Below are 12903 nucleotides of genomic sequence, written 5' to 3' on the forward strand. Positions count from 1 at the left end.
CGAACACGGCCGTTAAGCTCTTCAGCGCCGATGGTAGTTGGGGGTTTCCCCCTGTGAGAGCAGGACGCCGCCTGGCACGCTAAGACAACTTGAGAAATCGGGTTGTCTTTTTTGTTGTAATTTTTGAAGAACAAGCTAAAATAAAACAGAAGAATGCCTCTGCGACACTGAATATGGGAAATATTGTTTCCCTGCCGCGTGAAAAAATGTTTGCTTTAACGTTCGGATTTAAGTGTGAAAATTCCAAAAAATCTAACTTATAAAGCGAACCTTGACATTATACCCGTTCAATTGATAACCTACTAATAATATTTTTCGGTCAGGGAGGCTTAATTATGTGGGAAGATAAGTTCAAAAAAGAAGGTTTAACGTTTGATGATGTATTGCTTGTTCCAGCTAAATCTGAGGTGCTTCCAAAAGACGTATCTCTAAAGGTGGAATTAACACCTACCTTGAAATTGAACATCCCAATGATCAGTGCAGGGATGGATACTGTAACAGAAGGCGATATGGCTATCGCAATGGCCCGTCAAGGCGGCTTAGGAATCATTCATAAAAACATGAGTATTGAGCAGCAAGCTGAGCAGGTAGACAAAGTAAAACGCTCTGAAAGCGGCGTTATCACCGATCCATTCTTTTTAACACCTGAGCATCAAGTGTTTGATGCCGAGCATCTAATGGGCAAATATCGCATTTCTGGTGTGCCAATTGTAAACAATCAAGAAGAGCAAAAGCTTGTTGGCATCCTGACAAACCGTGACCTTCGCTTTATCCAGGACTACTCCATTTTAATTACAGACGTAATGACGAAGGAAAATCTGGTGACAGCTCCGGTAGGAACTACACTGGATGAAGCAGAAAAAATTCTTCAAAAACATAAAATCGAAAAGCTTCCACTTATTGACAAATACGGCGTTTTAAAAGGCCTTATCACGATTAAAGATATTGAAAAAGTAATCGAGTTCCCGAACTCGGCAAAAGATGCGCAGGGACGCCTTTTAGCAGGCGCTGCTGTTGGGGTAACAGGAGACACGATGAAGCGTGTTGAAATGCTTGTTAAGTCCCAGGTAGACGTAATTGTAGTGGATACGGCACACGGCCACTCAGCAGGGGTAATCAACACCGTAAAAGAAATCCGCGCTGCTTATCCTGACTTGAACATTATCGCTGGAAATGTTGCTACAGCTGAAGCAACACGTGAGCTGTTCGAAGCGGGCGTAGATGTTGTAAAAGTAGGAATCGGTCCAGGCTCTATCTGTACAACGCGTGTTGTAGCCGGTGTAGGCGTACCACAAATTACAGCTGTATACGATTGTGCCACAGAAGCGCGTAAGCACGGCAAAGCGATCATTGCCGATGGCGGCATTAAGTACTCCGGTGACATCGTTAAAGCCATTGCAGCCGGCGGCTCTGCAGTTATGCTTGGCAGCTTGCTTGCGGGTACATCAGAAAGCCCTGGTGAAACAGAAATCTTCCAAGGACGCCGCTTCAAGGTATACCGTGGTATGGGCTCTGTAAGCGCGATGGAAAAAGGCTCAAAAGATCGTTACTTCCAGGAGGACGCAAAGAAATTTGTTCCAGAAGGTATCGAGGGACGTATTCCTTACAAAGGTCCACTATCTGACACATTGTATCAGTTAACAGGCGGCCTTCGTTCAGGTATGGGTTACTGCGGTACAAAGGATATCGCAGCACTCCGTGAAGAAAGCCAGTTTGTTCGTATGACGGGTGCGGGTCTTCGTGAAAGCCATCCGCACGATGTGCAAATTACAAAAGAAGCACCTAACTATTCTCTATAAGAAAACATATAAAGCCTGTCCATTGCCGGACAGGCTTTTTTTCTTCTTTATGAAACGAGTTATCTAGGTCGTTTCTCGTCTATTTTTCTCCTGAATGTGTATGGTACAATAACGAAAGTGTTGCATAATAAATGGAGGGTTTTGAGTGTGAGAAAAAGAAATGGGTATCGGATCAGTGCCGTTGTATTGAGTATTTTGTTGTTTTTTGGATTATTTTCTCCGGGAGCGTTAAAGGCGGATGCCGCATTTGATGTTAATGCAGGTGCAGCCATTTTGGTTGATGGAGAAACAGGACAGATTTTGTTTGAAAAAAATAGCAACCAGCAGCTCGGTGTAGCGAGTATGTCGAAAATGATGACAGAATATCTGCTGCTTGAGGCTGTTAAAAAAGGGAAAGTAAGCTTGGACGATACGTATCAGGTATCGGAGTATGTATATCAAGTGTCACAGGATCGCAGCTTGTCGAATGTACCACTTCGTGCGGACGAAACATACCAAATCCGTGAACTCTATGAAGCGATGACCATTTATTCAGCCAATGCGGCAACAATCGCGATTGCAGAAAAAATTGCCGGTTCAGAAGCGGAATTTGTTAAGTTAATGAACAAAAAAGCAAAAGAACTCGGAATGGAAAAAGCAAAATTCGTCAATGCGACGGGATTAAACAATAAAGACTTAAAAGGCCATCATACGACTGGTGGACCGACAGAGGAAAATACGATGACAGCCCGGGATGTGGCGACACTTGCTTACCGGCTGGTGAACGATTATCCGGAGGTTCTTGAAACAGCGGGAATTCCGAAAAAGAAATTCCGTGAGGGAACTGACGATGAAATTGCAATGGAAAATTGGAACTGGATGCTTCCGTCCCTTGTTTTTGAATATGAGGGCATGACGGGGTTAAAAACGGGAACAACAGATTTCGCTGGATATTGCTTTACTGGAACAGCTGAACGCGACGGCCAAAAGTTAATTGGTATTGTGATGGATGCAACGGATGATAAAGGCGAAGGGACGTACAACGCTCGTTTTACCGAAATGAAAAAGCTAATGGATTATGGCTTCACTCAATTTGAGCGTAAAGAAATTGCAGCAGCCGGCAGCACTGTAAAAGGAGCTGAAACGGTACCTGTTCAAAAAGGAAAAGAGAAGGAAGTAAAGCTTGAAACAGCTTCCGATCTGTCTGTTTTAGTGCCAAAAGCTTCAAACGCGAAATATAAAACGGATATAACGTTAAATAGTTCGGATTTGGATAAAAATAATGAGCTGGTTGCCCCTGTTAAAAAGGGTAAAGTGGTTGGTTTTGTTGAAGTTCAGGATGAAAAAGGAGAGGCTGTTCCTTTCCTAAAAGCAGGCGGTCAGACAAAAGTGAAAACCGCCGAAAACGTTGAAAAAGCGAATTGGTTTGTTTTATCAATGCGGGCAGTTGGCGGCGGAATCGCAAACGGCTGGCACTGGCTGATAGATACGATAACTGGTTGGTTTTAATAAAAATCACCTTCTGCTATTGACAGAAGGTGATTTTTCGTGTTTATTAGGATTTAAGTATTTTACAAAAAATCAGACCTTTCTGATCAATATAGGAGGAATATCAAATGAATACAGGTACAGACCGTGTAAAACGTGGAATGGCAGAAATGCAAAAAGGCGGCGTAATTATGGACGTCGTAAATGCGGAGCAGGCAAAAATTGCAGAAGAAGCAGGCGCAGTTGCAGTTATGGCTCTTGAGCGCGTTCCTTCTGACATTCGTAAAGCAGGCGGCGTTGCCCGTATGGCAGATCCTCGTATTGTAGAAGAAGTGATGAACGCTGTAACGATCCCGGTTATGGCGAAAGCGCGTATTGGCCACATTGTAGAAGCACGTGTGCTTGAAGCAATGGGTGTTGATTACTTGGATGAAAGTGAAGTGTTAACGCCAGCAGATGAAGAATACCACTTGCTGAAAAGCGATTTTACTGTTCCGTTCGTTTGCGGATGCCGTGATATCGGTGAAGCAGCACGCCGTATCGGTGAAGGTGCTTCCATGCTCCGCACAAAAGGCGAGCCGGGAACAGGAAACATCGTAGAAGCCGTACGCCATATGCGCAAAGTAAATGCACAAGTGCGTAAGCTCGTTCATATGAACGAAGATGAAATTATGACAGAAGCAAAAATTCACGGCGCTCCTTTTGAAGTGTTAATGCAAATTAAAAAAGAAGGACGTCTTCCGGTTGTCAACTTCGCAGCAGGCGGTATTGCAACACCAGCGGACGCAGCACTTATGATGGAGCTTGGTGCAGACGGCGTATTCGTTGGATCTGGTATTTTCAAATCAGAAAACCCGGCGAAATTTGCCCGTGCGATCGTGGAAGCAACCACTCATTACCAGGACTACAAATTGATTGCCGAACTTTCGAAAGAGCTTGGTGAGCCGATGAAAGGTCTTGAAATTGCCGGCATCGCAGCAGCTGATCGTATGCAGGAGCGCGGCTGGTAATGACAAAGATCGGTGTACTGGGCTTGCAGGGTGCCGTTCGTGAGCATGTTCGTTCAATAGAGGAAAGCGGAGCAGAGGCTGTAGTGGTAAAATGGCCGGAGCAGCTGGATGAGCTGGATGGGCTGATTTTGCCCGGCGGTGAAAGTACAACAATGCGCCGCTTGATGGACCGCTACGGTTTTATGAAGCCGCTGCGGGCATTCGGGGAATCAGGGCGTCCAATGTTCGGGACGTGCGCAGGCCTTATTTTACTCGCTGGCGAAGTGGTTGGGTATGATGAGCCGCATCTTGGCTTAATGGATATCAAGGTTGAACGAAACTCATTTGGCCGTCAAAAAGAAAGCTTCGAAGCAAACCTTGCCATTAAAGGCGTGGCAGATGATTACAATGCTGTTTTTATTCGGGCGCCGCATATCGTCTCAGCCGGCGAAGGAACAGAAGTATTGGCAGAATGCGACGGGCGGATTGTCGCTGCACGCAACGGCCAATATCTCGGCTGTTCCTTTCATCCGGAATTGACGGATGACCATCGCATTACCGCTTACTTTGTCAAGATGGCGGAGCAGGCAAAAGCGTCACTTGCGCATTCATAAAAAATGTAGTACATTGAATGCAAATCGAATAGTGAAACGCGATGAAGGAAGTCAGTAGCTTGATACTTCTTCTTAAAGAGAGCCGGTGGTTGGTGCGAACCGGTGTAGAAGCCAGGTGAATCCGTTCTGGAGCGGGATGCTGAACACAAAGAGTAGGCATTGACCGGCGCAGGCCGTTAAAACGTTGTTTGAGAGGAAAGCTGTATGGCTTTCAATCAGGGTGGTAACGCGGAATCAAACTTCCGTCCCTTTCCATAGGGGCGGAAGTTTTTTTATTTTTTAAAGGAGGAATTGCATATGCTGGATATGAAATATTTGCGGTCTCATTTTGCGGAAGTGAAAGAACGCCTGAAGTTCCGGGGTGAGGATATGAGCGCATTTGAAGATTTTGAAGAACTGGAGAAAAAGCGCCGTGAGCTGCTTGGCCAGACAGAAGAGCTGAAGAGCAAACGCAACACAGTATCACAGGAGGTTGCTCGTTTAAAAAAAGAAAAACAGGATGCGGATGCACTCATTACAGAAATGCGTGAAGTCGGCGAAAAAATTAAAGAGCTTGATACGGAGCTTCGGGAAACAGAAGAAAAACTGGAGCAGCTGATGCTGCGGATGCCGAACATCCCGCATGAAAGTGTCCCGGCAGGCGATTCTGAAGAAGATAATGTGGAAATTCGTAAATGGGGAAGCGTGCCGGAATTTAGCTTTGAAGCAAAGCCGCATTGGGATTTAGCAACCGATTTGGATATCCTTGATTTCGAGCGTGCTGGCAAAGTAACAGGCAGCCGCTTTACTTTCTATAAAGGGGCGGGTTCAAAGCTTGAACGTGCTCTTATCAGCTTTATGCTGGATTTACACACGGAAGAGCATGGCTACACAGAAATGATGCCGCCGTACATGGTAAACCGGGGAAGCATGACGGGAACAGGGCAGCTGCCAAAGTTTGAAGAGGATGCTTTCCGAATTGAAGCGGAAGATTACTTCCTCATTCCGACAGCGGAAGTGCCGGTGACAAACTATCATCGCGATGAAATTTTAAATGGTGAGGACCTGCCGATCGCTTATGCAGCGTACAGCGCATGCTTCCGTTCTGAAGCAGGATCTGCCGGCCGTGACACACGCGGTTTAATTCGCCAGCATCAATTCAACAAAGTAGAAATGGTTCGTTTTGTAAAGCCTGAAGATTCTTATGCAGAGCTTGAAAAGCTGACAGGTCATGCGGAAAAAGTACTGCAGCTGCTCGGTCTTCCTTACCGTGTGCTTGATATGTGTTCTGCAGACCTCGGGTTTACCGCAGCGAAAAAGTACGATATTGAAGTATGGCTGCCAAGCTACAATGAATATAAAGAAATTTCTTCTTGCTCAAACTTTGAAGGCTTCCAGGCACGCCGGGCGAATATCCGTTTCCGCCGCGAGAAAAATGGCAAGCCGGAGCATGTGCATACACTAAATGGATCAGGTCTTGCGATTGGCCGTACAGTGGCAGCTCTTTTAGAGAACTACCAGCAGGAAGACGGAAGCATTCTAATTCCAGAAGTGCTGCGTCCATATATGGGCGGCAAAGAAAAAATCGAAAAAAAATAAGTGGAATCGTGTTGACAGAATAATTTACCCTATGATAAATTAATTCTTGTCGATACGACGGAGGAATACCCAAGTCCGGCTGAAGGGATCGGTCTTGAAAACCGACAGGCGGGTCAAACCGCGCAGGGGTTCGAATCCCCTTTCCTCCTCCATTTTTAACATAAGTGCATAATTGGAGATATGAACGCCCATCTGACTCATCAGATGGGCGTTCTTTTTATATTTTAACGATCGTAAACCGATCAGAAAGCAGCAGCCAGTTTTGTGGAAAGGAAAAACCGATTTTCCAATAAGCGATGCCACCCAGTCCGAGCTCTCTAATGAGTGAGAATTTTGCATCGACCGAGCGTGCATCTTCAAACCAAATTTTATGAGCGCGTCCTTCTTCGTCTGTGTAGTCAATAAAAGGAGCCTGTGCCGTGAAATCATAACGAACGGAAGCGTTGTAACGCGCCGCGCGCCGTAGTGCTTCCTGCGGGCTGACCGCTCTTGCAAACGGATTTCCTGGCCTGTATGGAAGTGTCCAGTCATATCCGTACAAATTCTGGCCCATGACGATTTTTGAAGCAGGCATTTCCGTTACGGCATACGTAAGGACGTTACGGACAGGTCCAATCGGTGAAACGGCCATTGGCGGACCTCCGCTGTATCCCCATTCATAGGTCATAAGGACGGAGAAATCCACAATTTCTCCGTGCGCTTTGTAATCATGCGCTTCATACCACTGCCCCTGCTGGGTGGCGCTTGTTTTAGGCGCAAGAGCGGTTGAAACCGTTTTGCCTTCGCGGTGAAATCGTTCCACCGCCCGGCGGAGAAACTGGTTGTATGCTTCCCTGTCCTCAGGCCGCAAATATTCAAAATCAAAATGAATATCCCTGAAATTTGTTTGGGCGGCAATCCGGCTGATATTGTTTAAAAAGGTTTCCTGTACAGCTGTATCGTTCAGCAGTACGCGAGCAAGCTCTCCACTGAACTGTCCTTCTTCTAAATTGGTAATGTCCATCATGAGCACGGTGCCATGTTGTTCAGCAATTGTTGCGATGGGACGAACAGCCGGTTCTGTCAAAGATCCATCCCGCCTTGCATTGTAGCTGACCGGGGCGAAGTAAGTGAGATGGGGGGCCGCTTCCCGGGCTTGATTGAGAATAGTGCTTGAATAACCGGCCGCAGAAGGCTCGACGTAAGCAAGAGACTCAATTTGTTTTTTTGGAGGCGATGGAATACGCAGCCGACGTCCGATTTGAAGCGGAGCAGTTGGCGACAAACCGTTGAGACGAACAATTTCCTCAACGGTCACTCCATACTGCCTTGATATTTTCCATAAGCTGTCTCCGGCGACCACAGTGTGGAACCTTCCTGCAATAGGGATCACCAGCGCCTGTCCGACCACAAGATGTGGCAGAGTCGCAAGCTGGTTTGCGTCGCTGATTGCGTCTACAGTTGTCCCGTACCGCCGTGCAATTTGAAATAATGTATCGCCGCTTTTTACAACATAAATGTCCATACGCCGTTCCTCCTCTCTATACTAAGTGTACAGAGAGGAAAGGCGTCTTATGACAACAGTTGAATCAAATCATTTGATGGGCGCACATCTGCGCTAAGAACTGTTTCCATCATTTCAAGCGCATATTCGTTGAATTTCTTTTCCTCTGATGCAATGGCATCCTTTGGAACGTAAATGTTAAACTCGCGCATATAAGCGTCGTTTGCAGTAAAGAAAACACAAATGTTTCCGGCTACGCCTGTTACGGCTACCGAATCTACGCCTAGTTCATGCAGCAGTGTATGAAGAGCGGTACCGTAAAAAGCGGAATGCTTTGGCTTGATTAAAAAGTAATCTTCGTCGTTCGGCTTTATTTGCTGTATAATAGGAGCGCTTATTTCATTAGATGCGTGGTCTGTAATCAGCGCAATATCCGCTTTCCAAAGTCCATAGTGGTCATTTATATAAATAACCGGCCATTCTTTTTGATGGAAATGATCTTTCAACTGCAAAATCGGTTCGATCGTTTCTTTTGTAAAGCCGGCCAGTTGTTTCCCTTTTGGAAATTGAAAATCGTTAATCATGTCAACAACTAGAAGTGCACATTTTTTGGTCATAACTGTTCCTCCTTCACTTCTATATGTACTACCCTTATTTCTGCAGAAAGGAGCATGAAAGTGGACGAATTTTTTATGAAGCTGGCAATTGAGGAAGCAAAAAAAGCCGAGCGCCTCGGTGAAGTGCCGATCGGGGCGGTAATTGTGAAAGACAATAAAGTCATTGCATCGGGATACAATTTGAGGGAAACGACTCAAAACGCGGTTACCCATGCAGAGCTTTTAGCCATTCAACGCGCTTGTGAAGCAACAGAAGGCTGGAGGCTGGAAGGGACGACGCTTTACGTTACACTGGAGCCGTGTCCAATGTGCAGCGGCGCCATTTTATTGTCTCGTGTAGAGCGGGTGGTTTACGGAGCGGCAGATCCAAAAGCCGGCTGCGCCGGTACACTGATGAATCTGCTTGAAGATGACCGTTTTAACCATCGCTGCGAAGTGGTGCCCGGTGTGTTGGAAGAAGAATGCGGCATGATCCTGACACAGTTTTTTCGGAATATCCGGCAAAGGAAAAAGGAACAAAAAAAGCAGCAACAGAGTAAATAGTTTCCACATTGCTTTTTTTGACTCGGGGTAGTATAATAGATCTTGCCGTGCTAAGTGGGGAGGTAGCGGTGCCCTGTATCCGCAATCCGCTCTAGCGGGACTGAATTCCTTCTCGAGGCTGTTTAATTGTGGGGTCTGCCTTTTGTAAGTGGCGTTGACGTTCGGGTCCTGCGCAATGGGAACCCATGAACCATGTCAGGTCCGGAAGGAAGCAGCATTAAGTGGACTCTCTCATGTGCCGCGGGGCAGCCTGGGCTGAGCTAACTGCTCAAGTAACGCCTGTGATTGGCAGTCGACAGAAGGTGCACGGTATTACATAATAAACATAAACAAGGCGTCCGGTTTGCCGGGCGTCTTTTTGCTTTCATTGGAATAGAAAAGGTGTGCTCGTTCGTTTATAATAAAACAAGAAAGATGAAGGGGGTACAGAATGAGCTATCAGGCATTATACCGTGTATGGCGGCCGCAGAACTTTGCGGATGTCGTTGGGCAGGAGCACATAACGAAAACGCTTCAGAACGCTCTCCTTCAAGACAAGATCTCACATGCTTATCTTTTTTCCGGCCCGCGTGGAACCGGAAAAACAAGTGCGGCGAAGATTTTAGCTAAAGCGGTAAACTGTGAAAACGGTCCTTCAGCAGAACCGTGCAATGAATGTGCATCCTGCCGGGGAATTTCAGATGGATCTATTCAGGATGTAATTGAAATTGACGCAGCTTCGAACAATGGTGTAGATGAAATTCGCGATATTCGCGACAAAGTAAAGTACGCACCCGGCTCTGTCCGGTTTAAAGTATATATTATTGATGAAGTGCACATGCTTTCAACCGGCGCGTTTAACGCTTTATTAAAAACGCTTGAAGAACCACCGGCACATGTGATCTTTATTTTGGCGACAACGGAACCGCACAAAATTCCTCTCACGATTATTTCCCGCTGCCAGCGGTTTGATTTTAAGCGAATTACGGCTCAGGCGATTACCGGGCGCATGACGCTTATTTTACATGAAACCGGAACAGCGTTTGATGAACCGGCACTGCCGATCATTGCCCGGGCGGCGGAAGGCGGAATGCGTGACGCCCTTAGTCTGCTCGATCAAGCGGTTTCTTACAGCCGCGGCCGTTTAACAGAAGAAGATGCTCTAACAGTAACCGGGACAGTCGGGCAGGAGATGCTTCAGGGCATCGCCGCGGCCGTTTTTAATCAAAACGCCGCTGAAGCCGTTCAAACACTGAACAAGCTGCTTATGGAAGGAAAAGATCCGGCTCGATTTACGGAGGATTTAATTTTATATTTCCGTGATATGCTGCTTTTAAAAATGGCGCCGGAACTTGAAGAATCGTTAGAACGCACAATGGCGGAAGAAGCATTTACAGAACTTTCCAGACAGGTGTCTGAAGCGGCTATTTATGAATATATCGCCATTTTAAATAAAGCGCAGCAGGATATGAAGTTCACCAATCATGCGCGTATTTATCTTGAAGTGGCTCTCGTGAAAATGAGCCGTCTTCACGTGAAAGCAGAGTCTGCTGCCTCCGGCCCGGAAATCGCCGGCCTGCTTGAAAAAATAAACCGGCTTGAGCAGGAAGTACAGGAGCTGAAAAAACGTCCGGCCGGCTCAATAGAAACGGAAGCACCGAAGCCGTCTGCGAAGAAAATGTCACGCCCGAGCAATCAATTTAAAGTGGCTGTTCCGCAGATTGAAAAAATACTTTCGGAAGCAACCAAGCAGGATATTCAAAATATTAAAAGCCGCTGGGGCAATATGATTGGCTACTTGAATGAACGGCAAATGCGCTCTCAGGCAGCTCTTTTAAATGATGCAGAACCTGTCGCTGCGTCTGCAGACTCATTTGTGTTAAAATTTAAATACGAAATTCATTGTCAAATGGCCTCTGATAATAAAGCGTTTATGGATTCCATTTCGACGATTTTAAATGAATTAACCGGCAAGCCATATCGGCCGCTTGTTGTGCCGGAAGAAGCGTGGCTTGACATTCGCCGCTCTTTTGTAAAAAAGCAAAAAGAAGAAGGCGTTATGGCACCACCAGGTGAAGAAACAGAAGCGGATGTGCCGGAAGAGGAAGAAGATCCTCTCGTGTCAAAAGCGCTTGAGCTTGTTGGAGAAGATTTTCTTGAAATCAAAGACTAATTTAATTGGAGGATGATGAACATGATGCGTGGCGGAGGAATGGGCAACATGCAGAATATGATGAAGCAGATGCAGAAAATGCAAAAGCAGATGCAGCAGGCGCAGGAAGAACTGGCGGAAAAACAATTTGAAGGAACAGCAGGAGGCGGCATGGTGAAAGTCAGCATGTCCGGCCAAAAACAAGTAACCGATGTTCAAATCAAAGAAGAAGTTGTAGATCCAGATGATATCGAAATGCTTCAAGATCTTGTTCTTGCAGCAGTAAATGACGCGCTGAAAAAAGTAGACGATGAAACGAACCAGACGATGGGACAGTTTACGAAAGGGATGAACCTTCCTTTCTAAAGAGGAGGAATTATACATGTATTATCCCGAACCTATAACGAAGCTGATTGACAGCTTCATGAAATTGCCGGGCATCGGGCCGAAAACAGCGGCTCGTCTGGCTTTTTTTGTGCTAAACATGAAAGAAGAAGATGTGCTTGAATTCGGGAAAGCACTTGTGAATGCCAAACGTGACCTTGGCTATTGTTCAGTATGCGGCCATATTACCGATCAAGATCCATGTTCCATTTGTAAAGATGAGCGCCGTGACCGAAGCATTGTCTGCGTCGTACAGGACCCGAAAGACGTCATTGCAATGGAGAAAATGAAGGAATACAATGGCTTGTACCATGTTCTTCATGGCGCTATCTCTCCAATGGAAGGAATCGGGCCGGAAGATATCAACGTACCGGACTTAGTGAAACGGCTTCAGGATGAAACCATTAAAGAAGTCATTTTAGCGACCAATCCGAATATCGAAGGAGAAGCAACGGCGATGTATATCTCCAGGCTGCTAAAACCATCTGGTATCCGGACGACCCGCATTGCCCATGGCCTTCCAGTCGGCGGTGATCTTGAATATGCCGATGAAGTGACTTTGTCTAAGGCGATAGAGGGACGCCGGGAGCTGTAAGGAGGAAAGCATCTATGTTTTTTCGCAAAAAACAAAGCATGCGCAGTATATATGATGATAAATTAATCAGCTTAATGAGCCAGGCAAGAACAGATTGGTTTAAAAATCGTGACCTGCTTCGTCTTAGCTTTGAACAAAATAATGAGCTCGAAGCTCAAACGAAAGCCGCTCAAGCGAAATATTTCTTTTTGTTCCGCGAAGCGAAAAAGCGGCAAATTCGCATAAAAGAATAATTCTCTTCTATATATAGAAGAGGAGCGTGAAAAAATGCGAAAATTGAGCGAGATTCTAATGATGATTTTTAAGAAAACAGTGATAGGTGCTTTTCTTTTATACGTGATCAATGTATGTATACAAGAGACGGATCTATATATTGTGATAAATCCATTTACCGCTTTTTTAGCCGGTTTCCTCGGGCTGCCGGGAGTTCTCTCTCTGGCAGCTATTTATTTTTTTGTTTTCCCGTAAAAAAATATTGAAAAGTTATTGACGTGAAAGAGATGAGCTGGTATATTAATAAAGTTGCTGCTGAAAAGCAGTTAGCAAGAAATAAAGAAGTTAAAAAAGATATTGACACATCGCATCAGATAATGATATGATGTTATAGTTGTCGCAGAGATAACATGAACGAATTGAACATTGAAAACTGAACAAAATCAATAAAAACGTCAACGTTTTAATTTTTATCTTCCATTAAAAACAC

At 45.6% G+C, this 12903-nt stretch carries 13 protein-coding genes, 1 tRNA gene, 1 rRNA gene, 1 other RNA gene and 1 other annotated feature; of the genes, 14 read left to right on the plus strand and 2 right to left on the minus strand.

Annotated features, from left to right (window positions below; genetic code table 11):
* The 7 genes from rrf to RG959_RS23105 form a co-directional block, all read left to right on the plus strand.
* Positions 1-76 (plus strand): 5S ribosomal RNA (gene rrf / locus RG959_RS25670); the annotation flags it as partial.
* A gap of 259 nt (positions 77-335) precedes the next feature.
* Entirely contained in the window at positions 336-1799 is a 1464-nt protein-coding gene (guaB, locus tag RG959_RS23080) for an IMP dehydrogenase (RefSeq protein ID WP_342799156.1), read from the plus strand.
* Positions 1800-1946: 147 nt separating this feature from the next.
* Positions 1947-3287 carry a D-alanyl-D-alanine carboxypeptidase family protein gene (locus RG959_RS23085; RefSeq protein ID WP_342799157.1) on the plus strand — a complete coding sequence of 447 codons (1341 nt, stop codon included), beginning with the start codon at positions 1947-1949 and terminating at the stop codon, positions 3285-3287.
* 107 nt (positions 3288-3394) lie between these two features.
* Positions 3395-4276 (plus strand): pyridoxal 5'-phosphate synthase lyase subunit PdxS, encoded by an 882-nt coding sequence (gene pdxS / locus RG959_RS23090; protein WP_242237755.1) that lies wholly within the window; start codon positions 3395-3397, stop codon positions 4274-4276.
* Positions 4276-4869 (plus strand): pyridoxal 5'-phosphate synthase glutaminase subunit PdxT, encoded by a 594-nt coding sequence (gene pdxT / locus RG959_RS23095; RefSeq protein ID WP_342799158.1) that lies wholly within the window; start codon positions 4276-4278, stop codon positions 4867-4869. The genes pdxS and pdxT overlap by 1 nt, the downstream gene beginning before the upstream one ends.
* Before the next feature lie 32 nt (positions 4870-4901).
* Positions 4902-5122 (plus strand) — a binding site (T-box leader).
* A 44-nt stretch (positions 5123-5166) separates the two neighbouring features.
* Positions 5167-6447: a serine--tRNA ligase gene (gene serS / locus RG959_RS23100; protein ID WP_315693665.1), complete on the plus strand. Its 1281-nt coding sequence runs from the start codon at positions 5167-5169 to the stop codon at positions 6445-6447.
* A 59-nt stretch (positions 6448-6506) separates the two neighbouring features.
* A tRNA-Ser gene (locus RG959_RS23105) sits at positions 6507-6599 on the plus strand.
* 65 nt (positions 6600-6664) lie between these two features.
* Here the strand turns inward: RG959_RS23105 and RG959_RS23110 are convergent.
* Both RG959_RS23110 and RG959_RS23115 read right to left on the minus strand, forming a co-directional pair.
* On the minus strand, positions 6665-7951 hold the full coding sequence (locus RG959_RS23110; protein ID WP_342799159.1) for a glycoside hydrolase family 18 protein: 1287 nt from the start codon (positions 7949-7951) through the stop codon (positions 6665-6667).
* A gap of 47 nt (positions 7952-7998) precedes the next feature.
* Complete coding sequence (locus RG959_RS23115) at positions 7999-8547, minus strand: cysteine hydrolase family protein (RefSeq protein ID WP_342799160.1); 549 nt, start codon at positions 8545-8547, stop codon at positions 7999-8001.
* Positions 8548-8601: 54 nt separating this feature from the next.
* Here RG959_RS23115 and tadA point away from each other — a divergent pair, with 54 nt between their 5' ends.
* The 7 genes from tadA (at position 8602) to RG959_RS23150 (ending at position 12668) form a co-directional block, all read left to right on the plus strand.
* Positions 8602-9090: a tRNA adenosine(34) deaminase TadA gene (gene tadA, locus RG959_RS23120; protein ID WP_242237745.1), complete on the plus strand. Its 489-nt coding sequence runs from the start codon at positions 8602-8604 to the stop codon at positions 9088-9090.
* 45 nt (positions 9091-9135) lie between these two features.
* Positions 9136-9400: signal recognition particle sRNA large type (gene ffs, locus RG959_RS23125), an RNA gene on the plus strand.
* Between the two features lie 120 nt (positions 9401-9520).
* On the plus strand, positions 9521-11242 hold the full coding sequence (gene dnaX / locus RG959_RS23130; protein ID WP_342799161.1) for a DNA polymerase III subunit gamma/tau: 1722 nt from the start codon (positions 9521-9523) through the stop codon (positions 11240-11242).
* Between the two features lie 24 nt (positions 11243-11266).
* Positions 11267-11587, plus strand: coding sequence for a YbaB/EbfC family nucleoid-associated protein (locus RG959_RS23135; RefSeq protein ID WP_375164564.1), 321 nt, complete (start codon positions 11267-11269; stop codon positions 11585-11587).
* 16 nt (positions 11588-11603) lie between these two features.
* Positions 11604-12200: a recombination mediator RecR gene (gene recR / locus RG959_RS23140; RefSeq protein ID WP_242237741.1), complete on the plus strand. Its 597-nt coding sequence runs from the start codon at positions 11604-11606 to the stop codon at positions 12198-12200.
* A 14-nt stretch (positions 12201-12214) separates the two neighbouring features.
* Entirely contained in the window at positions 12215-12433 is a 219-nt protein-coding gene (locus RG959_RS23145; protein WP_242237739.1) for a YaaL family protein, read from the plus strand.
* 34 nt (positions 12434-12467) lie between these two features.
* Positions 12468-12668: a pro-sigmaK processing inhibitor BofA family protein gene (locus RG959_RS23150; protein ID WP_309091757.1), complete on the plus strand. Its 201-nt coding sequence runs from the start codon at positions 12468-12470 to the stop codon at positions 12666-12668.
* Positions 12669-12903: the final 235 nt, after the last annotated feature.

The sequence above is a fragment of the Domibacillus sp. 8LH genome, assembly GCF_038806185.1.
In the GTDB taxonomy this organism is placed as follows: Bacteria; Bacillota; Bacilli; order Bacillales; family Domibacillaceae; genus Domibacillus; species Domibacillus indicus_A.

What these genes read in the sequence shown, in the direction of transcription:
- RG959_RS23135 (WP_375164564.1), top strand. Translation starts at nt 11,267, where the DNA reads ATGCGTGGCGGAGGAATGGGCAACATGCAGAATATGATGAAGCAGATG.
- tadA (WP_242237745.1), top strand. Translation starts at nt 8,602, where the DNA reads ATGAAAGTGGACGAATTTTTTATGAAGCTGGCAATTGAGGAAGCAAAA.
- RG959_RS23145 (WP_242237739.1), top strand. Translation starts at nt 12,215, where the DNA reads ATGTTTTTTCGCAAAAAACAAAGCATGCGCAGTATATATGATGATAAA.
- recR (WP_242237741.1), top strand. Translation starts at nt 11,604, where the DNA reads ATGTATTATCCCGAACCTATAACGAAGCTGATTGACAGCTTCATGAAA.
- RG959_RS23150 (WP_309091757.1), top strand. Translation starts at nt 12,468, where the DNA reads ATGCGAAAATTGAGCGAGATTCTAATGATGATTTTTAAGAAAACAGTG.
- serS (WP_315693665.1), top strand. Translation starts at nt 5,167, where the DNA reads ATGCTGGATATGAAATATTTGCGGTCTCATTTTGCGGAAGTGAAAGAA.
- guaB (WP_342799156.1), top strand. Translation starts at nt 336, where the DNA reads ATGTGGGAAGATAAGTTCAAAAAAGAAGGTTTAACGTTTGATGATGTA.
- dnaX (WP_342799161.1), top strand. Translation starts at nt 9,521, where the DNA reads ATGAGCTATCAGGCATTATACCGTGTATGGCGGCCGCAGAACTTTGCG.
- RG959_RS23115 (WP_342799160.1), bottom strand. Translation starts at nt 8,547, where the DNA reads ATGACCAAAAAATGTGCACTTCTAGTTGTTGACATGATTAACGATTTT.
- RG959_RS23110 (WP_342799159.1), bottom strand. Translation starts at nt 7,951, where the DNA reads ATGGACATTTATGTTGTAAAAAGCGGCGATACATTATTTCAAATTGCA.
- pdxT (WP_342799158.1), top strand. Translation starts at nt 4,276, where the DNA reads ATGACAAAGATCGGTGTACTGGGCTTGCAGGGTGCCGTTCGTGAGCAT.
- pdxS (WP_242237755.1), top strand. Translation starts at nt 3,395, where the DNA reads ATGAATACAGGTACAGACCGTGTAAAACGTGGAATGGCAGAAATGCAA.